The following is a 26,857-nucleotide window of genomic DNA, read 5'->3' as shown; positions in this document are numbered from 1 at the left end:
ATTTCGTTAACTTTACGCCGCCTAAAACGGTAACAAATACATCTAATAAAAATTACAAATCATGAGTAGAAAGTTTCCGGCCGGAGTAGCCACAGGACAAATGGTAACCGATATTTTTGAGTATGCCAAAGAAAACAAGTTTGCCCTGCCGGCAGTTAACGTGATTGGTTCCAGTAATGTGAACGCTACGATGGAGACCGCCGCAAAACTGAATTCTCCGGTAATCATCCAGTTTTCCAATGGAGGTGCTGCTTTCAACGCAGGAAAAGGATTGAAAGGGGAGGGCCAGACGGCTGCCGTACTCGGAGCTGTGGCCGGTGCCAAGCACATTCACACATTGGCCGAAGCATACGGAGCGACTGTAATCCTTCATACAGACCACTGCGCCAGAAAATTATTACCCTGGATTGATGGCCTGATGGATGCCAACGAGGAATTCTACAAGCAAACCGGGAAGTCACTGTACTCTTCGCACATGCTGGACTTATCCGAGGAAACACTTCAGGAAAATATGGATATTTCCTGCCGTTATTTCGAAAGAATGGCAAAAATGGAGATGACCCTGGAAATTGAACTGGGAATTACCGGTGGTGAAGAAGACGGTGTGGATAACAGCGGCGTGGATTCTTCTAAACTGTACACTCAGCCGGATGAGGTAGCGTACGCATATGAAAGACTAAAACAAATTTCACCTAATTTTACGATAGCTGCGGCGTTTGGAAACGTACACGGAGTGTACAAACCGGGCAACGTGAAACTGACACCTAAGATTCTGTACAACTCACAGAAATATGTTGCCGATAAATTCAACCTGGGCGCGAAGCCGGTGAACTTTGTGTTCCATGGTGGTTCGGGTTCTTCCCTGGAAGAAATCCGTGAGGCAATTGATTATGGTGTTATTAAGATGAACATCGATACAGACCTTCAGTTCGCTTACACCGAAGGCATTCGTGATTACATGAACGAAAAAGGTGAATACCTGAAAACGCAGATCGGTAATCCGGAAGGCGACGGTAAACCGAACAAGAAATACTACGATCCGCGCGTTTGGGTACGCAAAGGTGAAGAAACATTCAGCACCCGCTTGGTTCAGGCGTTCGAAGACCTGAATAACGTTGGCACACTGTAAAGATTAATTTAAAATAATAAGGCGGCAGGTATTCTCAGGATACAGCCGCCTTTTAAAACTTAAAAGCAAAATAAATGGCATTCGACTGGTTTAAAAGGAAAACACAGAACATTACCACCTCCACAGAAGACAAAAAAGATGTGCCGAAAGGACTCTGGCATCAGACGCCGACAGGCAAAATCATCGAGCATGATGAACTGAGAAAAAACAATTATGTTTCGCCGGAGGATGGGTTTCATGTGCGCATCGGCAGCCGCGAATTTTTTGCTATTCTGTTTGATGAAGGCCAGTTCACAGAACTGGACGCCAATGTGGAAAGTGTGGATATGCTGCACTTTAAAGACACTAAATCATACACCGACCGCCTGAAGGAAGTGAGAGCGAAAACCAAACTCACCGATTCCATTCGGAATGCCACCGGTACGGTTAATGGCGAGAAAATGGTGATTTCCTGCATGGACTTTAGTTTCATCGGAGGTTCCCTGGGTTCTGTGATGGGTGAAAAAATCCGCCGTGCGGTGGACTATTGCATTGAGCACAAACTGCCGTATATGATCATCTGCCAGTCCGGTGGTGCGCGTATGCAGGAAGCAACCTACTCGCTGATGCAGCTGGCCAAAGTGCAGGCAAAACTGGCGCAGCTTTCGGAAGCCGGTTTGCTGTACATCGCTTACCTGTGTGATCCTACCTTTGGTGGAATTACCGCCTCGTTCGCCATGACTGCAGATATTATCATGGCGGAGCCTGGCGCACTGATTGGGTTTGCCGGGCCGCGCGTAATACGTGAAACCATTGGGAAAGATTTGCCGGAAGGTTTCCAGACTTCGGAGTTTCTGCAGGAAAAAGGCTTCGTGGACTTTATTGTGAAGCGTACCGAAATCCGGGAGAAAGTTTCGCAAACTGTAAAACTGTTGCGCCACGCGTAACCAGAAAACATCCTGAAATATATCTCACCTCTGCACAGGGGTGGGATTTCTTTTTATGAGGACTTTAAAGATTATATTTTCAACGCTTTCCACCTTAAGCTTTGGCAAGCTGATGAAACTGCTGAGGCTCGTGGTTCCCCATCCGCTGTTCTCACTGATGGGTTTGTATGCCACCATTCAGACCTTCGCAATTGCACAAAAGCACTTTCCCAAAACCCATGGCAGCAACGGACCGGGAAATGCCTTCCGCCATGCCTTGTGGAGTTGCCTGATTATGATGTACTGCAGCAAGATTTCCTCACCCGAAAAAGCACTGGATTACTGCCGCCGGATGACGGATCTCCATGAAGAACTCTTTCCCAACAAACCACTGGAAACCAAGATGGATCTGCACAATAACCAGGTTGGGCGCGAATTCTTTCTCGAAATGTTGCCGGGCATTCACCGTCAGTTTTTTGAAAAGAATTTCTTTGTCGGACCTTTGCTGGAGAAAACGAAGAAGGCGCAGCGCCTGCTCGACCTGGAGGATGATTTTCCGGGTGAACTTGTGTATCTGACCAGGTAATTATTACTTTTTAGAAATGCGGTAGAGTTTCCCGCTGTCGGTAATAGCATAGAGGTTCCCGTCTTTGCCGTTCAGGACATCCCGAAAACGTTCGCCTTTATCAGCGAGCAACCATTCTTCACCGGCCACTTTGTTATTTTCCAGTTTCAGGCGAATAATTTTCTCGCCACCCAGGCAACCGAGGAACATATTGTTTTTCCATTCACCGATAGTTCCTGTATAAAAGGTGATGCCGCTCATCGAAACCGATGGATCCCAGTAATACACCGGTTGTTCGGTTCCGGCTTTCTGCTGGATGCCGGCGCCCACCTTCTGGCCGCTGTATTCCAAACCGTAAGATACATCGCCCCAGCCGTAATTCTTGCCGGGCTGGATCAGGTTTACTTCATCGCCGCCTTTAGGGCCCATTTCTGCTTCCCAGAGCTGGCCTTTCTCATCGATAGCCAATCCCTGAGGGTTCCGGTGTCCGTAAGAATAAATCTCCGGCTGATACTGGCTGTTTCCTACGAACGGATTGCCGGGCGCAGGTTTGCCGTCTTTGGTGATTTTTAAAACTTTACCCAGATAAGCGGTGGTATTTTGCGCCAGAGGTCTTGTTTCCAGATCTGAACGTTCGCCGGTGCTCACGAACAGATTTCCATCGGCTGCAAAAGCCAGCCGGCTGCCGTAGTGCAGTTTGCCATCGTACGTGGGGGTGGCTCTGAAAATAACAACAGGATTTTCAACCATTTTTTCGTCACCGGATAATCTGCCTTTTCCTACCGCAGTATGGTTGCCGCCTTGCACAGGTTCCGAAAAGCTCCAGTAAATCATTCTGTTTGTGGCAAAATCTGGATCCAGGGCTACATCCAGTAAACCGCCCTGGCCTTTGCTGTCGACGGCCGGAAAACCTTTCACTTCTGTGGTTTTTTGGCCGGCTGTATTCAGAACGATCATGGTGCCATTTTTTTGTGTTACCAAAAAACGGCCGTCCGGCAGATTGATGATTCCCCAGGGTTTTTGCAGGTCACTGTTAATGACTTCCGATGTGTAAGGCGTCTGTGTTTTCAAGCCTTGTGCGCGTGTTTGCCCGGCAAAAGCAGGCTGATAATCGGGCGCGTTTTTATTGGCTGTTTCGGGGTTTGGCAATCCGGCCGACTGTCCCGGCGGCGGGGCGGGATCATCGTTGGCAACGGGTGGTGTCTGGCACTGGGAGGTGATTAAAGCGAGGGTAAGGAGCAGCAGCGTTTTCATAGAATTGTTTTTTATTAATAAATACAGCAGTAACAAAAAATATTCCGTACGGAAGCTAACTCTTTATAAATTTATATTTAAAGAACAACGGTTTGTGTTTTTTTATTTATAATCAATCTTATGGTTTAACTCAATCGGGTTATTGTGCGCTCTTATTGCTTTTTGTGCATCGACGGTCCATTGCTGAAAGTTCGGTTCCAAAACATTCCCTTTATCATCGACGTATCTTATTTTAGCAGATAACCCCGCTGAGTTTGGTTTCATATTTTTAAAGGGGTCATTGTAATATTCGGTAGCCAGCTTTTTAAATTGCTTCCAGTTGATTTTAAATGGTTTTGCGGTGGTCGGAATATGTCCCGCTGTGTTTCTGATTTCTTTCAGTGAAAAGTGGTAATCCAGATCGCTGTCCATGATTTCTATGATTAAACCGGGTAATCCTCTGAAAACATAAGGCCCGTCCTGCACAGGGATTTCCGGCGCAAAGCAGGCTTCCCAGTTTCTTCCGCCATAGCCCACCTTAGCCTTCTGGCAGGTGATCTCTCCGATTTTTTTTGTGTCAGACAGTATGGTCCAGTGCAGTTTTTCCTCAATGGGCAGCGCATAATGATCATGCAGATTGTCAATGATTTTAATCGTTGTATCGGTAGCCAGGTCTTTGGTGACGGTAAACTTATTTTCGAAGCCGGAAGATAAAGAGCGGTTGACACCTGTTTTATAATTGATGGAGTCCACTTCTCTTTGCTGCTCCGTTCTGAATATCGATGTTAAATTTTCCACATCGAGCAGAGTGGTGGCTGTTTGTAAACTGTCTTTTTTCAGTTTAAAGCTCAGTTCATAAACAAAGATTTTATGCTGTGCACCCAGGAAACCGATGAGGAAAAGAGCGGAGAAGGTAAAAGTGGTTTTCATCATAAAAATTGGATTATTGTGAAGTAATAGTAAAACAAGGCCATTGTACTGGGCAGATTTGTACAAATATGCAATATTAAATCGTAAAAATGCACTATATTTCAAAATTAATTCTACATTTGTAGAGATAAGTGTGATATTGTAGATATGAAAATCAAACTAACGGAATCAGAACTGGAATTAATGGAGATTATTTGGTCTCGCGGAACAGCTTTTATGAAAGATATTCTGGAAGCCTATCCGGAACCGAAACCCGCCTCTACGACTGTAGCTACTTTATTGAAGCGGATGCACAGTAAAGGTGCCATCAATTACAAATTGTACGGAAACTCCCGGGAGTACAGTCCGATGATTAGCAAGGAAACTTATTTCGGGGAGGAAATGAATTCGATGATTGACCGCTTTTTTAATTCGTCCGTATCGCAGTTTGCGTCATTTTTTACCGGCAGCCAGCAGTTGAGCCAAGATCAGCTCAAAGAATTGCGGGACATTATTGATCATCAGATTAAAAGGTAGCGTATGGAAACCTATGTTATAAAAATCATTGTAGCGAGCGGTCTCTTTCTGGTTGTGTATTTTCTGCTTTTGCAAAAGGAGAGAATGCTGCAGGTACGCCGCTTTTATTTACTGGTAACATTAGTACTGGCTTACATCATGCCATTCATTACGATACCGCAGCTGAAAGCCGAAGCCGGAACCGGTTTATTTGTCGGTGCTCCGGTGTTGCTGCAGGCCGCCGGGGCAAATCAGAGCATTTTTATGTTTGATATAAAGGACGCATTATTGGCGGCGTGGGGAGTTGTTACCTTTTCTTTACTGGTAAGGTTTGTGGTGAATCTGTATCGTATTGTGCGGTTACGCGGAAAAATCAGCCATTTCAGGAATACCCGCGTCATGATCGGGAACTTTCCGCACGCTCCTTTTAGTTTTTTAAATACAATTTATCTCAATCAAAACCAGCTAAAAAATGGTCAGCACGAGGAGCAAATTTTGCTTCATGAAAATTGCCATGTACAACAACGTCATTCACTGGACGTACTTTTACTGGAATCATTGCTGATTGTCAGCTGGTGGAATCCGTTTCTTTATTTGTACCGGAAAGCTGTCTTCCTGAATCACGAATATCTGGCAGATGATGCGGTGCTCACTGAAACACAAAATGCTTCCGCTTATGCTGATCTTATTTTGCAAAATATTGCCGGCAGCAATGTACATACCCTTACACACCATTTTAATTTTATTCATATCAAAAAAAGATTTACGATGATGAACACATCCAATTCCCGGTTCGCCGGCCTGAAAAAATGGGCACTGTTGCCTGCAGTAATTGTCACAGGCTTTCTGTTTGCCAACAAGAAAGTACATCATACCGCGCCACCAAAAGCACCCGCACCTGCACATACCGATAACAGTGAAAAATTGACTGTAGTTGCGGAAACGGCCTTGATTACACAGGAACAAAGAGTATCTGTTTTGAAAGAAACGCAATCAGTTATAACCGCTCAGGATACCATCCGTCCCGGCCAGCGTGAAGAGGTCGCAGCTCCTCCTATTCCGCCACCACCGCCGCCAAGCGAAGGATTTTTGCCTCAATTCCCGGGCGGGATTAATGCGTTTCGTACCCTGCTGCAGCGTAATTTTGACATCTCCGCTTTAAAAGCAACAAAAGGAATTGTGAGCACCAAAATATATTTCACCATTGATGAAAACGGAAAAATGTCTGATTTCGAGGTCGACGGTACTGATGAAGCTTTTAATAAGGAAGCCGTGAGAGCAGTTACTGCCATCGCCAAAGATATTACCTGGACACCAGCTACGGAAAAAGGCAAAGCGGTAAAGTATCGGTTTTATTTACCGATGACCATGAGTTTTGAATAATAGTGTAAGTGAAGAAAGTCACGAATTACTATTTACAGTAGGCGCTAACAATTTAAAAAAAATTACAACATCCAACCAAAAACAGTGGCTTCAATTTTGCCGCTGTTTTTTTATGACTGATGAATTTAATCTCAGGGCTTCAAGGAAAATCGCCCTGACTGTTCTTTATATTTAAATCTAGATTATAAAATGATTTACCGAGGTTTAACGGCTGATATTCAAAGAGAAAGGCTCCGGTGAAATGCTATAAATTTCGTAAATTTGCACTATGAATTTTCAACTTCAATCTGAATATAAACCTACCGGCGATCAGCCCAATGCGATAGCGAAATTATCCGAAGGCGTGAAGATCGGCGAGAAATACCAAACCCTGCTCGGGGTGACAGGTTCCGGCAAAACCTTTACGATTGCCAATGTGGTGAATGAGGTGCAGCGCCCCACCCTGGTCCTCGCGCACAACAAGACGCTGGCTGCCCAGCTTTTTATGGAGTTCAAGGAATTCTTCCCGGAAAATGCCGTGGAATACTTTGTCTCGTACTACGACTATTACCAGCCGGAAGCGTTTATCGCGTCCACCAATACGTATATTGAAAAAGACCTCAGCATTAATGAAGAGGTGGAAAAACTGCGGCTCTCAGCCACGGCCAGTTTATTATCCGGCCGCCGGGATGTGCTGATTGTAGCATCGGTCTCCTGTATTTACGGTATCGGAAACCCGAAAGAGTTCCACAAGTCGCTGATTTCCATTGAAAAAAATCAGAAGGTGACCCGCACCCAGCTGTTGCATGGGCTGGTGAATGCGCTGTACAGCCGTACGCTGAATGAATTTACACGCGGTACCTTCCGCGTGAAAGGCGATGTGGTAGATGTATTTCCCGCGTATGCGGATTCTGCCATTCGTATTCAGTTCTTTGGCGATGAGATCGAGAAGATCCAAAGTTTTGATCCGCTGTCCGGAAATGTGACGTCGGACTTTGATCAGATTCAGATCTATCCGGCCAACCTGTTTGTGACTTCCAAGGAAACTCAGCAGAGCGCCATCCGGCAGATTCAGGATGACCTCGTAAAGCAGGTGGATTTCTTTAATGATATTGAAAAACCCTACGAAGCCAAGCGGCTGCAGGAACGTACCGAGCTTGATCTGGAGATGATGAAGGAGCTGGGTTATTGCAGTGGTATCGAAAACTATTCCCGTTATTTTGACGGCCGTACGCCGGGCTCCCGTCCCTTCTGCCTGCTGGATTATTTCCCAAAGGATTTCCTGATGGTGATTGATGAAAGCCACGTCACCATCCCGCAGGTACATGCCATGTATGGGGGCGACCGCAGCCGTAAGGAAGTTTTGGTAGAACACGGATTCCGCCTGCCTGCCGCGATGGACAACCGTCCGCTGAAATTTGAAGAGTTTGAAGGCATCCAGAACCAGGTGATTTATGTGTCGGCGACACCGGCTGATTATGAACTCGAAAAATGCGGCGGTGAGTACGTGGAACAGATTATCCGCCCGACAGGACTGCTGGATCCGGTGATTGAAATCCGTCCGTCCTTAAATCAGATTGATGATCTGATGGAGGAAATTCAGAAAAGAGCAGAATTGGATGAGCGTACCCTGGTGACCACTTTAACCAAAAAAATGGCAGAGGAGCTGACTAAATATTTTACCAAGTTTGGAATCCGCACGCGCTACATTCACTCGGATGTGGAAACGCTGGAGCGGATCCAGATTATGCAGGATTTGCGCGTTGGTTTATTTGATGTACTGGTGGGCGTCAACCTGCTGCGGGAAGGGCTTGATTTACCGGAGGTTTCACTGGTAGCCATTATCGATGCGGATAAGGAGGGGATGCTTCGTTCGCGCCGTTCGATGATTCAGACGGTGGGCCGTGCCGCGCGTAACCTGAACGGCAAGGCGATCATGTATGCCGATAAAATCACTCAATCAATGCAGGCAACCATTGATGAAACCAATTACCGCCGGCAAAAGCAAATGGAGTATAACGAGCAGAACGGACTGGTACCGACTTCACTGAATAAAAAGATTTCGGAAGTGCTGGTGGGCCGCAGCAAAGATTTCCCGGATGAAAAATATACCCAGAAGGAAATCCTGCGCAAAGTAGCCGAACAAACCGGCGGCTACGGCAGTGAGGATATTGAAAAAATGGTGGCCGACAAGCGAAAAGCCATGGAAGCTGCCGCCCGAAACCTGGACTTTATACAGGCTGCGAAACTGCGGGATGAGATTGCCGCGCTGGAAGCCAGTGCTCAATAATAAAAAAGCTGCCCGTGGTTAACGCGGGCAGTTTTGTTATTTTTGCTAGAAAGAAGGTAAGATATTCACGGATTTGGATTTGTTGTTCTGATGTCATGCTCTTACAAGATGTTTTTTAATGTGTTTTACCGCTTTTTCATGTTGTATTAGAAGAATGATCATAGTAACAAAAACGAAAAGATGAAAGAACGTTTGGGTTAGATTTAAAAGGTAAACGTCAACGCTAAATGCTGAGCTTTTGTTAGCAAACTCATGCAGCAATTTAAAACTGTTCATCGGAAGCGTTTGCATCAGATCAAAAAAAGATAGCATTACGTAGATAAAAAACAGGTGCACCACCAATTTGGAAAAGAGCTGAGAAGCCAAAGTTCTCTTTCTTTTCATGCTAGTGATGGCAAAGGTAATAAAAATCAAAGCAGTACCTGCTGTCATTAAAACCCAACCAAGCGCGGTCAGTATTACAAATTTTTCTGTAGAAAGCAGCCAGGCGCCGATCATTAAAAGCAACATGGAAACGGCTGTTGTTAGTAAACTTTGCTTCAACACCTGATGAATGCACTGTTTTCCTATATTTTTAATCATAGCAGGTACTTTGTGAAAACTGAACCACGCTTTACGCACCAATTTCAGTTCCGGAGCCCACAGCAATTTTGTCTGTTGAAAGGCAGTGGTGAAACTGGCACTTTCATTATCCATGAATTTGCTAACCTGACTGTAGAAATGATCTTCAATTTCAGGCAGAAAATCGATAGGGAGATTTTTAGACAGGAGATATTCACGGACTTGAGTTTGTTGTTCTGATGTCATAGTTGCACGTGTATTTTGTTTTGTAAAAACCGGACCGCTTTTCTGTATTGTAAAAAATATAAATACCCAAATATCCACCAGAAATCACAATACCAATATATACCAATACTTCCAATTTGAACCTGTGAAAATGGTTGGAGTTCCGCTAACGTGTTAAGCGCGACTACATATTTTTCAAACTTTGAGTCACCATCTGATAGCATCAATAAAAGTATGGCACTACTCGCCATACAAAATGAGTATGCTCCGGCTTGCATAAAACTGAGCCGCTTCTTTCGCGGGTTGTTCAGAATTGTTTTGGTGAGTTTAAATTCAATTAAAAGATGCAATGCAAAGGCAGAAACAGCTAAAAGATGTACCGTGAAAATAACGGGGTTCGCAAAACTTGGGTCATAAAAGATAAGTCCGGTGGATGCGATGGTATACAATGCCCAATAAAACAGACTTTTCTTAATAATGCTCCATTCAGTCCTGTTCGTTATTTTTCGTTCAAACACGGTCCTGCGGTTCACCAAAGGCCACCAACTCCAACGTAACTCCGTTTTCCAGCTATGGCTTATCTCCTGCAATGTTACTTCAAATGATTTCTTTTCAATTTCCGTTTTGTAAATCGCCTGTTCAGTCATATGATCCAAAATCTCCGATTTCAAATCAAGCGGCAGGTTCTTTCCTTCGAGTATCTGTTCCAGCTTTTGTTGTTGCCCGGTGGTCATCATAGGTCAAAGATGGCTTTCAGGTTAAACAAATAACTTCTCATTTCTGTTTCCTTTTCCTGTTGCAAGCCTTTGCCTTTTTCCGTCAGTAAATAATATTTTCGGTCACGGCCGTTCACGTTTTGCAGCTCAGAGTAGATGATCCCGTCGCCTTCCAGCTTGTGCAGTAACGGGTAAAGCGCGCCTTCCGTCATTTCCAGTTCGCCTTGGGTCAGTTCCTTTGCGCGCTGGGTCAGTTGATACCCATACATTTTTACTTCCTGTGCCAGGAGCTTCAGGATAATGTTTTGCAGCGTTCCTTTATACAGTGCATTCTTTTTAGCCATAGTAAAACTTATACATAGCAAATATATGTATAAGTTTCTTATGTATGCAAATTAAAATTAAAACCGGTACGTGCGGACAGGAGTTTTCGCTGTGCGCTTTTGCTGGCGAAGCGGTGTGAGCAGATCCATTAAACCGTTAAGTTTAATTTCATAGATGGTAGAAAGTTGCATGCCCAGTTTCCCCTTTGGCATTCCCTGGCGCTGGAACCATTCAAGATAATTAACCGGCAAATCCACGAGCAGGGTTCCTTTGTATTTGCCAAACGGCATTTCGGTTTCGCAGATTTCCTGCAGGATTTCTGGGCGAAGGTCAGGCATCATATCGTCAGGTCAATTTTTTCTTCTATTTCTTTGGGTTCCGGTAAAATAAGCTCGTTTTCGTCGTCCGAGAATTCATCACGGTACACCTGAATCAGCAGAACCGTAATCGAAATCAGGATCGGACCGAAAATAAGTCCCATAAAACCAAATAAATTAATCCCCATGATGATCCCAAAAACCGTGTTCAGCGGGTGAATGTTCTCCAAGCGTTTGAGCAGAGTAAACCGCAGTAAGTTATCAGTCAGTCCCACGACGATCAGGCAGTAAGCAGCCAATCCCAACCCGGGCCCCGTTTGCCCCTCAGCAATCATAAAGATGCAGACCGGCACATACACAATGGCGGCTCCCACGATCGGCAGCATAGAACCTACCGCTGTTAGCGCAAATAAAAGTATCGGGCTCGGTGCCCCAAAAATGTAATATCCCACCAGCGCGACAATTCCCTGACCCAGCGCAACCACCGGAATGCCGATCGCGTTGGCCATCACCATCTTGCGGATCTTTTCACCCAGCAGGGAAACATTAGATTTTTTTAAAGGTGCAGAACTGGACAGAAGCCGCTCAAATAAAAGCGGCTTTTCCAGCATAAAATATAAGATGAAATACATCGACAGGACGATGGTCAGTACATTGAACGTACTGGTAAGTGCTGCTGCGCTGTATTTGCCTACATTGTCTTTCAGTTTCGCCAGATTCTCCTGACTCAGCAGATCAATTTTTACTTTTGAATAAACAAAATCATGAATCTTGTCCACAAAAGCATTAAATTTTTCCATGTAAGCCGGTGCGTTCACCAATTTCTCGATCAGCAGATCGGCAATAAAATAAATCGGTAGCACGAGCACCAGCAAGGTTCCCACAATTATTACCGTTGCCGACAGCCAGGGCTTCCACTTGCGTTCCATTTGCAGATACATATTGTACTTGCGTGTAATCACATACAGCGTGATAGCACCCAGCAAAGACGGAATAAAAAGCGCGAGGTTGAACAGGATCAGCAGTGCCAGTACAATAATAACCAGCAGCAGAAAAACCTGCTTAATTTTGGTATCGCTAATCTGTTGGCGGCGGTGTGGCATGGCAAGAGTTTTTTTTAAGGATACAGGGCTTTCAAAAAGCTTGCCTGATTTACTCCGTAATAATCGTTCTCGGGCGACCTTTCGCTGCGCAGTACGCGGAGTACATCACCACAATCATAAACGGCATGGTTAAAATAAGCCCGATACCGCACAAAAAGACGCCGGCTATCGAAATTAAAAGGCCCAGAAATGAAGCCAGCAGCATCGCTCCGTAATTGTTCTTTGCGATCTGAAATGATTTTGAAAGTGCTTCGGTTGCCGAAGCGTTTTCAAATAACAAAATAGGGTAGCCCAGGAATACGAGCGGCAGCACAAAGAATAAAGGCACGACGCACAAGGCTGCCGCGATCCCTATAATAATACTGAAAAGCAAACCGAAAAGAACAATATTTAAAAAGTTCTGGCGGTATCCGATGAATAAGTCGCCGGCACTGATCTCTTCACCGTGATTATACTTATTGGCGATATAAATAAAGCCCACATACAGCGGCGTTAAAAGAAGGCCTATCAAACCGCTGATTCCATAATACGTGGTAAAGCCGGGATACATCCACATATCTTGGGTGAAAGTTTCCGGTGACGAACGTGCTTCTTCCATAAATCCCTGCGAATCAAAGCCCACCAGCGGTGTTACGATCAAAGAGGCACCGAACATAATGACCATCATCAGCAGGCCGTAGAGAAAAGTTCCTTTGTATGTTTCAAAGGCATCACTGATAATAGCGCCCGCCGACATTTCTGGTCCACTCGTTTTCTTAAAATCGTCGAAAGTTTCCATATTGTTTTGATTTTTTAATGTTTCCTTCAAATGTATTATTAAAAAATCAAAATAACCAAATTAAACCCCCGCATTTGTGCTCTTTTCTGAAATACTGCCGGAATATAATGCATATACTACCGCATGCCAGAAAGGAAACGTGAAAACAAGGCCGACTCCAAACAAAAACACACCGGATAAACTGATCAATATCCCAAGAATCACGCTGCCGGCAACTGCCAGCGGCTGTAATTTAAGCAGCTGAAAACTCACTTTAATTCCCTGAAAAGTTCCTGCCTGATGAAACAGCATAAGCGGGACAGACAAAACCGTCACCATGAGCCATACCAAAGACAGCAGCGGAATGATATTCGCGTAGGAAAGCATAATCGTCCAGAACAAGTAAAAGGCCAGAAAGCGGAAAAACATAATCCCGCGGAAACCGGTAAACAAATCACCTAACTGCGGCTTTTCCCCGGCATCCACCTTTCGGTACATTTCATAAAAACCCACGTTCAGCGGGCTGATAATCGCCAGCAGAATAAACACACCGAAGACGAAACCCTGTGCCTGCGGCAGCGCCGCAATCTCCGCCGCTTTTGTATTAAATGCCGGCAGATCCGTCATCACCAGATCACGGTACGGCTCCAGTGCTTCCCATAAACCAAAGTGGCGAAACAGATACATATACCCTAAAAAGAAAAGAGAAAAGTACAGCAGGCTATAGGAAACCTGGTAAAATAAAGTGCGGCTCCAGTAGCGGAAGGCACGTTTTAAAATCTCAGGCAAGCCGGCCTGTCCGGGCGTAAATTGTAGCATCCGGCAAAAATACACAAAAGCGCAGAGTAACTCTTAAAAAACGTAATTTTGCGCCATGTCAGCCTACCTGCATTCTGGGTTTCAACGCATGGATCGCTTCTCCGCCCGGGAGCAGCCTTTCTTCTTTCTGATTGATTTTGAGGTACAGCAGGTGGAAGTGTACAGTCCGGATGAATTAAAGGAAACCGGTATTTGCGTACAGTTTGCCGGCTTTCAAAATACAGAAGTTTCCGCACCGTCGGATCAGGAGATTGTATTGAAGTCGGTGCCATCTTCTTTTCAGGAATATCAAAAAGGTTTTGAAATCGTGCAGCAGCATCTGCAGCAGGGAAATTCTTATCTCATCAACTACACCTGCGAAAGCCCAGTAACGCTGAACACTTCTTTAAAAACCTTGTTTGGCGCGTCGGCAGCAAAATATAAAATCTATGCGCCGGGCCGCTTTGTATGTTTTTCGCCGGAAACTTTTGTGCAGATCAGAGACAATACAATCAGCACAGAGCCGATGAAAGGTACCATCGAAGCGGACCTGGAAAATGCAGCTGCACAACTCCTGGAAAATAAAAAAGAAACGGCAGAGCATTACACGGTAGTCGATTTATTACGGAATGATCTGAGTCATGTGGCCGACGATGTTACTGTGCAGAACTTCCGGCGATTGGATTTGATTAAAACAGCGCAGAAAGATTTGCTCGCCATGAGTTCCGAGATTACCGGGCAGCTGCGGCCTGAATTCTGCGGCAAGATCGGGAGTGTGTTGCAGGAACTGCTGCCGGCAGGCTCTGTTCTCGGTGCGCCGAAAAAGAAGACGCTGGAAATCATCAAAGAAGCTGAATCCCACGACCGCGGTTTTTATTGCGGAATTGCGGGTTATTTTGATGGCCACAATCTGGATTCCTGTGTCATGATTCGCTTTATCGAAGCGCGGAAGGGCAATTTATTCTTTAAGAGCGGCGGCGGCATCACCCATTTGAGCACAGCCGAAGAAGAATACGAGGAAATGAAAAATAAGATTTATGTCCCGGTTCATTGAAAGTATTCGCCTGGAAAACGGCCGCATTTACCTGCCCGAACTGCACCAACAGCGGATTGAGCAGGCTTTAAGAAATTTCGGTGCGGAAATTTATATTGATATTTTAAAAAAAGATTTCTTTAAAGAACTTCCCACGGATGGTTTGTACAAAATCAGACTGGATTACGGTTTGGACGGAAAGTATTCTTATGAATATCTGGTGTATCAGCGACTGGTGCACCGTTCTTTCTGTCTGGTTAAGGCAGATACGATTGATTATTCTTTTAAATATGCCGACCGCGCAGCTCTTAATCAACTGAAAGATGGCGATTCTGAAATCCTGATCGTGAAGAACGGCCAACTGACCGACGCGTCCTATGCGAATCTTATTTTTTATAAGGATGAAAAATGGTTTACGCCGGTTTCATTTCTGCTGAACGGGGTGCAAAGACAGTGGCTGCTGCATAACCAGCTCATTTTTGAAACAGAAATCACACCTGAAAACATCCACCAATTCAGTCATTTTAAATTGATAAATGCGCTGAATCCGATCGAAAAAGCCACCGAATATCCTGTCGGGTGTATCCGGAATCTTTTATTTTAAAGAGGCAAAATAGTTTTTCAGAATCTGTGCGTTCTCTCTTTCCATGGTGTCAACTTCCAGAATCTTGGGCTGACTGTCCGGCTTGAAAAAGTTATCGAGAATCCGGACCAGGGTTTCCTCGTCGTCTGCTTTGCTGTAACTGAAGCCATATTGCCTGGCCACAAATTCCATGTGTTTATGGTGGCGCGTCATAATAAATTCATCGAGCGCGTTGGTCGAGTCCGGCCCGGGAATAATTTTAAAGATATCGCCGCCGCCGTTATTAAAAACAATAATCCGCGTGTAGGGTGGGATATACTGATTCCAAAGCCCGTTGATATCATACAGAAAACTGATATCGCCGGTAACCAAAAGAGTGGGATTGGCGCTTTTCATGGCAAAACCCATCGCGGTTGAAGTAGAGCCGTCAATACCGCTGGTGCCGCGGTTACAGTACAAAGGATTTTTGCCGAAGTCAAACAGTTGCGCGTACCGTATTGCCGAGGAATTACTGATGTGCACATTCCAGTCCGCAGGAACTTTGGACGTCAGAATTTCAAAGAATTTAAAATCTGAAAATCCGGTTTTCCGGCAGTAGTCCAGATGCTGGGCGTCGCGCTTATCCCGCAGCACGTTCCATAAATTATAATACGCAGAAGGTTCAAGCGCCACCGACGGCAGCAATTGTGCAAAAAACTGCGCCGGCTCGGCCACCACTTTTTCTGTGAGCGCGAAATAGGTATCGGGCTGCCAGTGCGGATCTATATGCCAGTGGTATTTCACCTTTGCCTGTCTCAGGAATTGCTTTACTTTTTTGGAAACTACATTCTGGCCAACGGTAATCAATAAATCGGGGCCGTACTGCTTAAAATCCTCCGGCGTAAAATTAAAGATATACCGGTCGATATGCCCGAAGAATTTTTCGTTGTGCAGGTTAGAATTCGCTTCCTTCAAAACCACAACACTATGGTTTTTCACGAGTTGCGAAAGCTGCATGTTCAGTTGCTCGTTATCATCCAGCGTACCGGCCAGAATCATAATGCGTTTGGCGGCATTAAACTCTGCGGGTAAACGCGCCGGAAGCTGATATTTCGGAGCACGAATCGTTTTTTCCACCGGCGGAAAAACCGGTAATTCCGAAACCAGTTCATACAGCGGCTCCTGCAGTGGGATATTAATGTGCACCGGGCCCTGATTTTCCAGGCAGGCTTCAATGGCTCTTTTGATGGTGGACAGGTTGATTTCATCTGCATCATCCGCGTTATCTTCCACCAGTTGAAAGTCTCCGTAGGAATGCTGAGCGTACAAGTGGTTTTGGCGAATCGTCTGCCCGTCAAAAAGGTCAACATAATCCCGCGGACGGTCGGCTGTGAGAATCAGCAGCGGAATATTGCGGTAAAATGCTTCGGTCACCGCCGGATAATAGTTGGCAGCCGCAGAGCCGCTGGTGCAAGTAATAGCCACCGGTTTTTTTGTGCTCTCTGCCATGCCCATCGCTACAAAAGCTGCGCTGCGCTCATCCACAATACTATAGCAGTTCAGCGCTTCCGTTTCCGAAAAATGAATCGCCAGCGGTGCATTGCGTGAACCGGGAGATATGACCACATTGGAAATTCCGTATTCCTGGAGAAGATAAGCTAAAAGCTGAATGCTGTGTTTGGAGGAGTATTGTTTCATAGTCGGGAACTGGTGCAAATTTAATTAATAATAAATGCACCCTAAATAAATATTAAATTTGCAGCTGAAACTTAATCAAACAATTATGAAACAGATCCCAAGTGTGGATTTGCGTGATTTCCTTTCGGCCTCGCCGGAACGCAAGCAAAAATTTGTAAATGAAATCGGAAAAGCCTATCAGGAGATTGGCTTTGTTGCTTTGAAAGGTCATTTCTTGGAAGAAGAACTGGTGGATGAACTGTACAAAGAAGTGAAAAACTTTTTTGAACTGCCGGTAGAAACCAAAAAAAAGTATGAAATCGCCGGCATTGGCGGCCAGCGCGGCTACGTTGGTTTTGGCAAAGAAACCGCCAAAGGTTTCAAGCAGGCGGACCTGAAAGAATTCTGGCATTTCGGCCAGTATCTGGAAGAAGGTTCGAAATATGCGCAGGAATATCCTGACAATGTGGAAGTGGAAGAACTTCCGCAATTCAACGCGGTGGGGAAAGAAGCATATAAAATGCTGGAAAAAACCGGTGTCTATGTTTTGCGCGCCCTGGCTTTGCATTTAGGCCTGGACGAATTTTATTTCGACAAATTTGTCAATGAAGGGAATTCCATTCTTCGGCCGATTCACTATCCGCCGATTACGCAGGAACCCGATAACGCAGTACGTGCTGCGGCGCATGGTGACATTAACCTCATCACGCTGCTGATGGGCGCGCAGGGGAAAGGCCTGCAGGTGATGAATAACGATGGCGAATGGATTGATGCCATCGCTCAGGAAGACGAACTGATGATTAATGTCGGAGATATGCTCTCGCGTCACACCAATAACCGCCTGAAATCTACCGTGCATCAGGTGGTGAATCCGCCACGTGAACTGTGGGGAAGCAGCCGCTATTCCATTCCGTTTTTTATGCATCCCGTGAGCGAAATGCCGCTGAATGTCCTGGAAAACTGTGTGGACGCCGAGCATCCGAAATTATACGAAGATACGACCGCCGGCGAATTTCTGCATGAAAGACTGGTGGAATTAGGGCTGATAAAATAGAAATCAGCAGAATTGTTATTTTGAGAACGGGCCGTGGGTCCGTTCTTTTTTATTTAAGATGTGCATTCCGAGAGATGATGTGAACTGCAATTAGAAAAAAAGCCCTGTTAGAGCTCGAAACTCTAACAGGGTTAACATCAATATTTTAGACTAAAAGTTAAGCCTCCTTCAACTGTACCGTAAAGTGTCGCAGAATTTCGGACTCCCAGGTGATATGATAGCCTTTCTGAATTTCATCGCGGCGGTCATACACGTTTTTCACGGCCGCGGCAATATAATCCATGTGGTTGTTCGTGTACGTTCTCCTCGGAATCGCCAGGCGTACCAGCTCCAGACGCGGATAACGGTTCTCGCGCGTTTCCGGATCGCGGTCGGCCAGCAGCGTCCCGATCTCCACCGTGCGGATGCCGGCTTCTTTATATATTTCATTCGCCAGTGTTTGTGCCGGGTATTCTTCGCGCGCTACGGCAGGCAAAAACTGTAAAGCATCAATAAATACCGCATGTCCGCCAATGGGTTTCTGTACCGGAATACCGAGTTCAATTAACTTGTTACCCAGATATTCTACCTGGGAAATCCGGCTGTGTAAATAGGTAAATTCGGTGGCTTCATCTAAGCCGACTGCCAGTGCTGCCATATCGCGCCCGGCCATGCCGCCGTAGGTAATGAAACCTTCAAACACAATAGTAAAATTACTCGCCTCGCGGAAAATATTTTCATCATTCAGTGCTATAAAACCGCCGATGTTCACCAGTCCGTCTTTCTTGGAACTCATCGTCATGCCTGCTCCGTACGAGAAGACTTCCTTGGCAATTTCTTTAATGCTGCGGTCCTGCTGTCCTTCTTCTCTTTGTTTAATAAAATAGGCATTCTCCGCAAAACGTGCGGAATCAAAGAAAATCGGGATGCCATACCGGTCCGAAAGTTCTTTCACGGCGCGGATGTTTTCCAGCGAAACCGGTTGTCCGCCGCTGGAGTTGCAGGTAATGGTAATCAGGCAAAAAGGGATTTTTTCCTTTGGATGGCTTTTATAGACCTCTTCCAGTTTATTGAGGTCAATATTTCCTTTAAACAGATGCGGGTCATCAATATCAAATGCTTCATCAATGGTGCAGTCGACTGCATGTGCTTTGCGTATTTCAATGTGTCCTTTGGTGGTATCGAAATGGCTGTTGCCGGGAATAATATCGCCATCTTTTACTAATACGGAAAAAAGCACGTTTTCCGCAGCGCGTCCTTGGTGTGTTGGGAGCAAATATTTATATCCGGTAATGTTTTGTACTGTTTGATGCAGCTGGTTAAAACTGCGCGAGCCGGCGTAACTTTCATCACCGGTCATCAGTGCAGCCCATTGCCGGTCACTCATCGCACCGGTACCGGAATCGGTAAGCAGGTCGATAAATACGTGCGAAGACTGTAAATTAAATAAATTGTAATGTGCCTCTTTCAGCCATTGTTCACGTTGTTCGCGGGTGGACGGGAAAATTTCTTCCACCATTTTAATTCTGAAAGGTTCGGCGTATGGTAATTTCATAAAGATAGTTTTGATTAAATTGTAAGTGTTTCCTGAAGTGAGGAAAGGAAATGAATAGCTAAGACGCTAAGGATAATAGACTTGGAGGTGATAGACTTGGAGGTGATAGACTTTCAGATAATAGACAAAAAGATTATAGACCTGGGGAAAATAAAGAGGGGAATGAAGAAGAGAAACTTTAATACAGCTGGCTAATGCCTGTAAAGATGGCGGTAGGTTTTGAAGCATATACGACTTTCTGGGAATCTCCGCCACCTGAAATCGTTACGTGCAATTTCCTTCTTTCGTTACGCTTTCAACTATACTATCACACCTCTGACTTCTAACCTCTAACTTCTAACAATCTAATTTCTAACCATCTAACCTCTAATCTCTAACCATCTAATCTCTATTCCCTCATTCCGGCGCTTTAAACACGTTCTCATCCGAATGGAAGCCGGCCACGCCACCGCTCACGGCAAACTTCATGGCCTGCGCCGCGCTGACATTTTCGAGCACCACAATATTGGTCGCCAGCACGAAAACAACCCAGCCGGAAACGGCATAGGAGTGGGGCAGATACACCGAAACATATTCCGGAAATCCTACGGAAGATAAATCGCTCTGGGTGAGAAAACCAATCCGCCAGACATCCGGTTCCGCAGCAGTTTTAATGAGCACCGGGCGGTTAAACTTCTTTTTGTCGCCAACAAACGAAGTCATTACATCTTTTAAGGACGAGTAAATAAACTTAATCCCCGGGGTATGTTCCAGCAGATAATCTACGCTGTCCACAATCACGCGGCCCAGAATAAATTTGCTGCCCAGATAGCCGATCAGCGTTGTGGTACTGATAACAAGCAGAAAGGTGGTGCCGGGAAAGAGCTGCTCGGAAAGCGACGGAATAATATTATCAATACTGGAAACAATGTACCAGATAATCCATACCGTTACGGCCAGCGGCCCGATAATCAGCAACCCCTGAAAGAAGGATTTCGCTAACGTGTTAAAAATCTGTTCGTACCGGTTCTTGTTCATGAAGAGCGCAGCATTAAATAAAAGATGAATTCTGCCGGTTAAATGTACAAAAAAAGCCGGTGAATTACCGGCCGGTTCTTACCCGTGAATGGTTTCCTTTTTTCCGTAGGAAATAATCACTTTCGCTTCATAATCCAGCCACTCTTCCCAGCGCTTGTTCACCGTGTCGGGATCGCCCAGTTGGCGTGCGAAGGAAATGAAAGTCGTGTAATGATTTGCTTCCGAAATCATCAGTTCGCGGTAAAATGTTTTCAGTTCTTCATCTTTGATGTTTTCTGTCAGCACGCGGAACCGCTCGCAACTGCGCGCCTCAATCATGGCAGCGAAAAGCATCCGGTCAATAATATATTCCTGGCGGCTCCCCTGAACGATAAATTTCATCAGCTGGCCTACATAATCATCTTTGCGCTCACGGCCGAAGGTGTACCCACGCTTTTTGATAATTTCGTGTACCTGCTGGAAATGTTCCAGCTCCTCTTTTGCAATTTCCAGGAGTTCTGTTACGATTTCCGGATATTCCGGGAGCATGGTAATCAGCGTAATGGCGTTGGTTGTCGCTTTTTGTTCGCACCAGGCATGGTCCGTCAGAATTTCTTCCAGGTTACTTTCAGCAATATTTGCCCACCGCGGATCAGTGAGCAGTCTTAATTTGAACATAAGGGCTTTTTGGCAAATTTAATAAATTCTGGCTCAGAGGTTTGTGATGTTTTAAATTATATATAATTCAACAAAACGGTTATTAAATTAGGTAGTGTAAACTGTATTGGCATACAAGTTGAATATTTCCACAGCAACATTAAAAAAATAAAATTATGAACACTAGCGTAATAACGAGAAAACTGGAACAGTTTGGAGTGTGGGTGCTGACCCTTTTCTTTAGTGTAATGGCATTTGCTCAGGATACAACGCCTGATTTGAATGTAGATGTTACAACGACTAAAACAACCACTACGGAAGAATGGTATACCAATCCTCTGTACTGGGTAGTCGGAGCTTTGCTGCTGATTATTCTGATTGCTGTGGTAGCACGCGGAAACCGCGGTGAAAGTACCAACCCATAATCAAACGGGTGATTTTCTCTATTAAAAAAACTGCTTCCTCACGAGGCAGTTTTTTTGTGCAGAAACCTGAGCACACGCCAGCCCAATGCGTCCAGCCTCTTGAGCAGTTCAGCGATGCCCACGGCGAATACTACATTGATGCTGAAAATTAAAACCAACTGCAGTGCCCACGGTATTTTTCCCACGAGCGGAACTACGATGAAGTAAATCAGCGACGAACTGATGCCCTGCGCAAAATAGTAAAAGATGGCGTGTCGCCCGATATAGCTGAGGAAATTCTCTTTTGCAACAGCTAGGCGGTTGTATAAAACAAACAAAGTAATCAGTGAGAATGAAGACCAGAAGATATACAGCCATTTCGGTGGAAACTTGGCTTTGTTCATTTTCATAAACAATTCCTTGCCTTCCTGCCAGTACAGAAAAACAAAGATCAGCAGCGGCAACAGAAATAAAAGCGGAACTGCCTTCCTGCCTATTTTCTTTCCTTTCAGCTGATGTGCAATCAGGAAAATCCCCAGATAAAAAGCCACGTATCCCACCTGCCCGGTCGGATAATACGGCGGATAAACATTAAATAACAAGGTCAGTCCAAAACAAACGGCAATAAAACACGGAACATGCTTCGGGAAAAAACGGAGAATCAAAGCACCAAAAACCGTCAGAATAAAATAGACTTTCAAATACCAGAAACTGCCCATCACCACCGGGAAAGTGTCCGCATTGGTATATTGATGCAGATACCAGTTGCCCAGATTCTGCCATTGCGGTACATCCGAAATATTCACCGGAACATATTTGCTGCCGAAAGTTGCGTAGAAATCCTGCAGCCAGGCAAGGCTGAAGAAATGCAGGCCAATTACCTTAAAAATATAATCGGCAAAAAATAAAAAGGTTACGAAGATCATGTATGTGATCTGCAATTTCAGCAGGCGAAACAGCGTTTTCTCCAGATTGCTGCCGGAGGTAAGCCCGCTGAGTGCATAAAACAGCGGCACATCTATCAGCAGAGAAAGCACCCGCAGTTCCGCCGGAACATAATACTGACCCGACCAGAAAACGGTATGTATAAATATAATGGAAAGCGTTGCAAAGCCCTTCGCGCAATCAATGTAGAGATCTCTTTTCATAAGCAGTTTACCGGTGATAAATGTAATTAAAATTTACAGGCGTAGTACAACAGACATTTATAAAACAAAAGGCAGAACCAAAGTTCTGCCTCCTACTAAAGAAATGAATATGAAATAGGTGTTTTGTTAGTCGAGTTGTTGCCACTCTTCAGCACTGATGGTGCCGTCCTGAATTTGTTTTAACTCTTCCACATAGCGCTGCATATAAGCGTCCAGTTCCGGGAAACGGCTGTTCTGGCTCATGCGGTAGGTGTCATTCAGCACGCCATTATAATAATAGAAGAAATTATAATCAAAATCAGTAGCGGACAAATCATATTGACCCAGCAGGAAACCCAGACGTACGGCCGAACGGCGCTGCGCCGGCGTACCGTGGTGGCCCGGACTGGTGGTGCTGTAATCGCCGATGCTTTGCGCAAACTCATACGCTTTGGCAATTGCCGCAAACGAAGACTGATTATATCCGTTCGGACGACGCAGATAATATCCTGCAAAACCGTCAGCTTCCAGTTCGTGCGCGCGGGCGGTAGATTCATTCACCGTTGGGATGCGGTAAATGTATTGCAGCTGATGTCCGTATTCATGCGCAAGAATCATCGCATTCACAATATTGCCGCCTTTGGCCTTGGCATCATAATAAATGGCATATCCGTAATAGATCTTTCCGGTGGAATAGGAGATCGCGTTGTAGGTGGAATTTTGGTTAGAAGGGTCACTTACAAAACGGAGTGTGGGTGCGCTGCGTCCCCACAGGGCTGCAATCTTTTTATTTTGTGCGACCATAAAATTGGTGTCTGTGCTGCTGGTCAGGCCGGTTTTCAGTACCGCGCTGCTGGCCCAGTTGCCGTCCACGTAGGAGCAACTGATGTCATTTGCGCCCGGCTGTTCCGGTGCGAGTGCGGCAATGGTTTCGGGTTGTTCCGCAGGTGAGCGGTCCTCCGCGGTGCAGGAAAAAAGCATAGCGGTGACACCGGCTGCCAGCAAGCAGCTTTTTGTGAATTTGAAATTCATATCGGATAATTCTAATATCTGGTTCAGCTAAAGTAATAAAAAAATGTTTTTATCATAATATTTTAATGAAAAAATTCATGGTTTTTTATAAAATAAAAAGTGATTTGTCCATATGCTTGTAATGATTTATTTTATATCTTTGCACCTCGAAATAACTAAACAAAATTTATAAACAATGTTTGCAATTGTAGAAATAGCAGGGCTTCAATACAAAGTTGAGCAAGACCAGAAATTGTTTGTAAACCGTCTGAAAGGGGACAAAGGAGGAAAAGTATCCTTCGATAAAGTGCTTCTTACGGTAAACGGTTCTACAACCATTGGCGCCCCGGCTGTAAGCGGTATCACTGTTGATGCTGAAATCCTTGACCATGTAAAAGCGGATAAAGTAATCGTTTTCAAGAAAAAAAGAAGAAAAGGATACGAGAAGAAAAATGGTCACCGACAGTCTCTGACTCAAATCCAGATTACAGGAATCACCGGTTTTGATAACAACAAGACTGAAAAGAAGGCAGCTCCGAAAGCAAAGAAAGCAACTCCTGCAAAAGAGCAGCCGGCAGCAGACGTAGAAAACAGCAGCGAAGCGGCTGAATAATTTTTAACCGACAAAAAACCTAGAATAAAATGGCACACAAAAAAGGGGTTGGTAGCTCCAAGAACGGTAGAGAGTCACATTCCAAGAGACTGGGTGTGAAGATTTTCGGCGGACAGGAAGCGATTGCCGGAAACATCATCGTGAGACAACGCGGTACACAGCACCACCCGGGTGAAAACGTGGGAATGGGCAAGGACCACACACTTCACGCACTGATTGATGGTAAAGTAGTATTTACTAAGAAAAAAGACAACAGATCGTTTGTGTCTGTTGAGCCTAATGCATAAGCATTATATATAACAATAAAATCCCGGTTTCGTTTGAAGCCGGGATTTTTTTGTGCGCTCAGCCAGAGATTATTTGATTTTAACGCTCAGTCCTTTCAGTGTCTGCCAGCCTTCCTGATCGGTTACCCGGATCATGAAATGATAATCACCGGTGTCCGCATTGGCCGGGATATCAATTTCTGTAGTGGCGGTATATTCACGCAGCCCTGACGGGATATCATACGCTTTAATAAATGTCAGCGGATTTACCGGCGCTTTCTTTGGTTCAGAATCACATCCTGTCGTTTCAGTAGTGTGATTGTGGTGATCGAAGTTATGGTGAATATCCAGGCTGTAGGAACCCAGTTCACGATTATCTGTAAACGTGGCCCGGAAAATAAGTTTCTCGCCGATCTGGATCACACTGCATTGCTGCGGGAATGAACCAGGCGACATTACAATTTCCGGATATTCTGTATCTGGTTGTTCCTGCTCATCGCTGCGGCAGGCGGTGAGGGTGAGGAAAGCGGCCATCGAGGCCAAAAGTAATTTTTTCATAATTTCTAAAGATTAAAAGGGCCGCGCCATCACACGCGGCCCGCGTGTTTTACAATTGAACAGGGATTTCGATGTAATCAAAAGTGCTCATGTTGTGCGTTGTGTTTGTATAAACAACACCGTAATAATAGGTACTCGATTCCCAGGCTTTTGCGCCGGTGATCGGATTGCCCTGCGGCTTATTTCCGTCAACCGCAGCACCGATCTTTAATTTCGGGGCAGGATAATTTCCGATACCGCCGACGGTTTCCATATCGATGTGTTCGATAACGTCATACACGATTGCCTTACTGAAGTCAATCTCACTGATGGTTTCCGGCCTGTGATTAAATTTTTTGTTAATCAGCAGCAGGTACGCTTTTCCGTTATCTTTCACGCCTTCCAAAGTGGTAGGCCCCCAGAAGTCATCACCAGTTTTGAATACATATCCCGGCATTTCCACGCCGTCGGCCGTGCTGTAATACACATCATCATTTGCAAAAACATTCATGGCATAAATAATGGGATTTACCGGTAAGTTGGCTTCCAGGTACAGGGTAATCGCGCGTTTTTCCACCCGCTTGGTGCCGTTTTCGTCATATACCGTGATAATAAAGTCATAGGTGCCCTCGGCCGCATCTGCCGGAATATCGAAATGCTTATGGACATTCGTGTTACGCGCTCCTTTGTATTGCTCCCAGACTACAGTGTAATGCCAGGGCTTGCTGTAACTCGCATTGGCACGCTGAACAAGATTCACTTCAATCTTATCGATTTTATCGCCTGCAGTTACATCTGCATTAAAGTGAAAATCTTTTCCGATAGTTCCTATTTCATTGTTATTAAGGCCTATCTCAATATTCTCAATAGTCGGTACAGCTTTCTCCGGCTCCGGTGTGTCATCATCGCTACGGCAGGAAACGGCAGTGAAGAGAAGTAAGGCGAATACAGCCAGCATTCTGATAAAAAGCAGCGGTTGTTTAATAGATTGAATCATAATAGTGGTTTAATAAAATAGTTGTGTTGTAATAGTGTGCAGCAGTCGTCTGCCACTTTTGTTCTGTTTAATGATCGTGATCATGGTGATGCCCCGGTGGCAGGTTTTCTTCCAGGTAAAGCTGAATGGCGCGTTTTTCCACCAATTGAGTGGTGTTCTGGTCGTAAACGGTGATCACAAAATCATATTTTCCTTCCGCCGCATCTGCCGGAACATCAAAGTGTTTGTGAATGTGCGCATTTTTGCTGCCCCGGTATTCTTCCCAGGTTACCGTGTGATTCCAGGGTTTGCTGTACACTTCGTTAGCGCGTTGCAGAATCTTTACTTCGATCTTATCGATTTTGTCACCCGCCGTCACGTCTGCATTAAAGTGGGAATCCTCGCCAATGGTTCCGATTTCATCATTGTCATGACCCACTTCAATATTGGTAATAGAAGGCATTGGGAGTTCGGGTGCCTCATCGTCGCGGCAGGATACAGCAGTCAGAAGCAGGAAAGCTGCGAGGACACTGCAAAAGTTCAGGTGTTGTTTAAAAGTTTGTAACATGTTAAAAAAAATATAGGTTAATAAATGGTTTCAAATACTTGGAAACACGGCAGAAAGAAGCCCGGCTCTCCTTCGCCGGTAGCATCCTTCATGTCGGTTTACATATATAAAATAGAGTGGTGGAGTTCGCTT

The 26,857-nt window shown here is 45.1% G+C and carries 30 protein-coding genes; 12 read left to right on the top strand and 18 right to left on the bottom strand.

Going from position 1 to position 26,857, the window contains the following annotated elements:
* The first annotated feature begins 61 nt into the window (after window positions 1-61).
* The 3 genes from fbaA to MVI27_RS03450 all read left to right on the top strand — a co-directional run bounded on the left by fbaA (window position 62) and on the right by MVI27_RS03450 (window position 2,620).
* A complete protein-coding gene (gene fbaA / locus MVI27_RS03460) occupies window positions 62-1,129 on the top strand; it encodes a class II fructose-bisphosphate aldolase (protein WP_246959306.1) in 1,068 nt (355 codons plus the stop codon).
* Window positions 1,130-1,203: 74 nt separating this feature from the next.
* A complete protein-coding gene (accD, locus tag MVI27_RS03455; protein ID WP_246959305.1) occupies window positions 1,204-2,055 on the top strand; it encodes an acetyl-CoA carboxylase, carboxyltransferase subunit beta in 852 nt (283 codons plus the stop codon).
* A 55-nt stretch (window positions 2,056-2,110) separates the two neighbouring features.
* Window positions 2,111-2,620 carry a DUF6973 domain-containing protein gene (locus MVI27_RS03450; RefSeq protein WP_246959304.1) on the top strand — a complete coding sequence of 170 codons (510 nt, stop codon included), beginning with the start codon at window positions 2,111-2,113 and terminating at the stop codon, window positions 2,618-2,620.
* Window positions 2,621-2,623: 3 nt separating this feature from the next.
* Here the strand turns inward: MVI27_RS03450 and MVI27_RS03445 are convergent, their stop codons facing one another.
* A complete protein-coding gene (locus MVI27_RS03445; RefSeq protein ID WP_246959303.1) occupies window positions 2,624-3,853 on the bottom strand; it encodes a PQQ-dependent sugar dehydrogenase in 1,230 nt (409 codons plus the stop codon).
* A 102-nt stretch (window positions 3,854-3,955) separates the two neighbouring features.
* Window positions 3,956-4,765 carry a GLPGLI family protein gene (locus MVI27_RS03440; protein WP_246959302.1) on the bottom strand — a complete coding sequence of 270 codons (810 nt, stop codon included), beginning with the start codon at window positions 4,763-4,765 and terminating at the stop codon, window positions 3,956-3,958.
* A 144-nt stretch (window positions 4,766-4,909) separates the two neighbouring features.
* On the opposite strand from MVI27_RS03440, the gene MVI27_RS03435 reads away from it, so the two are divergent.
* The 3 genes from MVI27_RS03435 (at window position 4,910) to uvrB (ending at window position 8,909) form a co-directional block, all read left to right on the top strand.
* Entirely contained in the window at window positions 4,910-5,278 is a 369-nt protein-coding gene (locus MVI27_RS03435; protein ID WP_246959301.1) for a BlaI/MecI/CopY family transcriptional regulator, read from the top strand.
* A gap of 3 nt (window positions 5,279-5,281) precedes the next feature.
* A complete protein-coding gene (locus MVI27_RS03430; RefSeq protein ID WP_246959300.1) occupies window positions 5,282-6,640 on the top strand; it encodes a M56 family metallopeptidase in 1,359 nt (452 codons plus the stop codon).
* A 268-nt stretch (window positions 6,641-6,908) separates the two neighbouring features.
* Window positions 6,909-8,909 (top strand): excinuclease ABC subunit UvrB, encoded by a 2,001-nt coding sequence (uvrB, locus tag MVI27_RS03425; protein WP_246959299.1) that lies wholly within the window; start codon window positions 6,909-6,911, stop codon window positions 8,907-8,909.
* Window positions 8,910-9,002: 93 nt separating this feature from the next.
* Here uvrB and MVI27_RS03420 read toward each other — a convergent pair whose 3' ends face one another.
* The 7 genes from MVI27_RS03420 to MVI27_RS03390 are packed head-to-tail and all read right to left on the bottom strand — an operon-like array spanning window position 9,003 to window position 13,731.
* Window positions 9,003-9,716: a hypothetical protein gene (locus MVI27_RS03420; protein ID WP_246959298.1), complete on the bottom strand. Its 714-nt coding sequence runs from the start codon at window positions 9,714-9,716 to the stop codon at window positions 9,003-9,005.
* Window positions 9,713-10,432: a hypothetical protein gene (locus MVI27_RS03415; protein ID WP_246959297.1), complete on the bottom strand. Its 720-nt coding sequence runs from the start codon at window positions 10,430-10,432 to the stop codon at window positions 9,713-9,715. Before MVI27_RS03415 ends, MVI27_RS03420 begins: the two co-directional genes overlap by 4 nt.
* Window positions 10,429-10,755: a PadR family transcriptional regulator gene (locus tag MVI27_RS03410; protein ID WP_246959296.1), complete on the bottom strand. Its 327-nt coding sequence runs from the start codon at window positions 10,753-10,755 to the stop codon at window positions 10,429-10,431. Before MVI27_RS03410 ends, MVI27_RS03415 begins: the two co-directional genes overlap by 4 nt.
* Window positions 10,756-10,812: 57 nt before the next feature.
* Window positions 10,813-11,073: a DUF3820 family protein gene (locus MVI27_RS03405; RefSeq protein WP_246959785.1), complete on the bottom strand. Its 261-nt coding sequence runs from the start codon at window positions 11,071-11,073 to the stop codon at window positions 10,813-10,815.
* Window positions 11,073-12,155: an AI-2E family transporter gene (locus MVI27_RS03400; protein ID WP_246959295.1), complete on the bottom strand. Its 1,083-nt coding sequence runs from the start codon at window positions 12,153-12,155 to the stop codon at window positions 11,073-11,075. Before MVI27_RS03400 ends, MVI27_RS03405 begins: the two co-directional genes overlap by 1 nt.
* Before the next feature lie 49 nt (window positions 12,156-12,204).
* A complete protein-coding gene (locus MVI27_RS03395) occupies window positions 12,205-12,933 on the bottom strand; it encodes a DUF2189 domain-containing protein (protein ID WP_246959294.1) in 729 nt (242 codons plus the stop codon).
* 60 nt (window positions 12,934-12,993) lie between these two features.
* Complete coding sequence (locus tag MVI27_RS03390; RefSeq protein ID WP_246959293.1) at window positions 12,994-13,731, bottom strand: DUF2189 domain-containing protein; 738 nt, start codon at window positions 13,729-13,731, stop codon at window positions 12,994-12,996.
* Window positions 13,732-13,786: 55 nt separating this feature from the next.
* On the opposite strand from MVI27_RS03390, the gene MVI27_RS03385 reads away from it, so the two are divergent.
* Both MVI27_RS03385 and MVI27_RS03380 read left to right on the top strand, forming a co-directional pair.
* Window positions 13,787-14,764, top strand: a complete 978-nt coding sequence (locus tag MVI27_RS03385; RefSeq protein WP_246959292.1) for an aminodeoxychorismate synthase component I — start codon at window positions 13,787-13,789, stop codon at window positions 14,762-14,764.
* Window positions 14,748-15,347, top strand: a complete 600-nt coding sequence (locus MVI27_RS03380) for an aminotransferase class IV (RefSeq protein ID WP_246959291.1) — start codon at window positions 14,748-14,750, stop codon at window positions 15,345-15,347. The genes MVI27_RS03385 and MVI27_RS03380 overlap by 17 nt, the downstream gene beginning before the upstream one ends.
* Here MVI27_RS03380 and menD read toward each other — a convergent pair.
* On the bottom strand, window positions 15,339-17,003 hold the full coding sequence (gene menD / locus MVI27_RS03375; RefSeq protein WP_246959290.1) for a 2-succinyl-5-enolpyruvyl-6-hydroxy-3-cyclohexene-1-carboxylic-acid synthase: 1,665 nt from the start codon (window positions 17,001-17,003) through the stop codon (window positions 15,339-15,341). The genes MVI27_RS03380 and menD overlap by 9 nt on opposite strands.
* A gap of 85 nt (window positions 17,004-17,088) precedes the next feature.
* Between menD and MVI27_RS03370 the strand changes: the two genes are divergently transcribed.
* Complete coding sequence (locus MVI27_RS03370) at window positions 17,089-18,036, top strand: isopenicillin N synthase family dioxygenase (RefSeq protein ID WP_246959289.1); 948 nt, start codon at window positions 17,089-17,091, stop codon at window positions 18,034-18,036.
* 157 nt (window positions 18,037-18,193) lie between these two features.
* On the opposite strand, the gene tnaA is transcribed toward MVI27_RS03370, so the two are convergent.
* The 3 genes from tnaA to MVI27_RS03355 all read right to left on the bottom strand — a co-directional run bounded on the left by tnaA (window position 18,194) and on the right by MVI27_RS03355 (window position 21,244).
* A complete protein-coding gene (tnaA, locus tag MVI27_RS03365) occupies window positions 18,194-19,570 on the bottom strand; it encodes a tryptophanase TnaA (protein ID WP_246959288.1) in 1,377 nt (458 codons plus the stop codon).
* A 396-nt stretch (window positions 19,571-19,966) separates the two neighbouring features.
* Window positions 19,967-20,587 carry a DUF502 domain-containing protein gene (locus MVI27_RS03360; protein WP_246959287.1) on the bottom strand — a complete coding sequence of 207 codons (621 nt, stop codon included), beginning with the start codon at window positions 20,585-20,587 and terminating at the stop codon, window positions 19,967-19,969.
* A 78-nt stretch (window positions 20,588-20,665) separates the two neighbouring features.
* Window positions 20,666-21,244 carry a MiaE family protein gene (locus MVI27_RS03355; protein ID WP_246959286.1) on the bottom strand — a complete coding sequence of 193 codons (579 nt, stop codon included), beginning with the start codon at window positions 21,242-21,244 and terminating at the stop codon, window positions 20,666-20,668.
* A 155-nt stretch (window positions 21,245-21,399) separates the two neighbouring features.
* On the opposite strand from MVI27_RS03355, the gene MVI27_RS03350 reads away from it, so the two are divergent.
* Window positions 21,400-21,648: a hypothetical protein gene (locus MVI27_RS03350; protein ID WP_246959285.1), complete on the top strand. Its 249-nt coding sequence runs from the start codon at window positions 21,400-21,402 to the stop codon at window positions 21,646-21,648.
* A gap of 38 nt (window positions 21,649-21,686) precedes the next feature.
* On the opposite strand, the gene MVI27_RS03345 is transcribed toward MVI27_RS03350, so the two are convergent.
* Both MVI27_RS03345 and MVI27_RS03340 read right to left on the bottom strand, forming a co-directional pair.
* A complete protein-coding gene (locus MVI27_RS03345; RefSeq protein WP_246959284.1) occupies window positions 21,687-22,775 on the bottom strand; it encodes an acyltransferase family protein in 1,089 nt (362 codons plus the stop codon).
* 126 nt (window positions 22,776-22,901) lie between these two features.
* Entirely contained in the window at window positions 22,902-23,786 is an 885-nt protein-coding gene (locus MVI27_RS03340) for a neutral zinc metallopeptidase (RefSeq protein ID WP_246959283.1), read from the bottom strand.
* A gap of 175 nt (window positions 23,787-23,961) precedes the next feature.
* Between MVI27_RS03340 and rplU the strand changes: the two genes are divergently transcribed.
* On the top strand, window positions 23,962-24,378 hold the full coding sequence (rplU, locus tag MVI27_RS03335; RefSeq protein ID WP_246959282.1) for a 50S ribosomal protein L21: 417 nt from the start codon (window positions 23,962-23,964) through the stop codon (window positions 24,376-24,378).
* A 29-nt stretch (window positions 24,379-24,407) separates the two neighbouring features.
* A complete protein-coding gene (gene rpmA, locus MVI27_RS03330) occupies window positions 24,408-24,665 on the top strand; it encodes a 50S ribosomal protein L27 (RefSeq protein ID WP_246959281.1) in 258 nt (85 codons plus the stop codon).
* Between the two features lie 69 nt (window positions 24,666-24,734).
* On the opposite strand, the gene MVI27_RS03325 is transcribed toward rpmA, so the two are convergent.
* The 3 genes from MVI27_RS03325 to MVI27_RS03315 form a co-directional block, all read right to left on the bottom strand.
* A complete protein-coding gene (locus MVI27_RS03325; RefSeq protein WP_246959280.1) occupies window positions 24,735-25,202 on the bottom strand; it encodes a DUF4625 domain-containing protein in 468 nt (155 codons plus the stop codon).
* A gap of 49 nt (window positions 25,203-25,251) precedes the next feature.
* Entirely contained in the window at window positions 25,252-26,178 is a 927-nt protein-coding gene (locus MVI27_RS03320; RefSeq protein WP_246959279.1) for a DUF4625 domain-containing protein, read from the bottom strand.
* A 67-nt stretch (window positions 26,179-26,245) separates the two neighbouring features.
* Window positions 26,246-26,725, bottom strand: a complete 480-nt coding sequence (locus MVI27_RS03315) for a DUF4625 domain-containing protein (protein WP_246959278.1) — start codon at window positions 26,723-26,725, stop codon at window positions 26,246-26,248.
* Between the last annotated feature and the right edge of the window lie 132 nt (window positions 26,726-26,857).

This window comes from Chryseobacterium salipaludis, assembly GCF_022968825.1.
Taxonomy (GTDB): Bacteria; Bacteroidota; Bacteroidia; order Flavobacteriales; family Weeksellaceae; genus Kaistella; species Kaistella salipaludis.
Note: the sequence above shows the minus strand (reverse complement) of the source record. Positions and strands in the feature narration are given on the sequence as shown.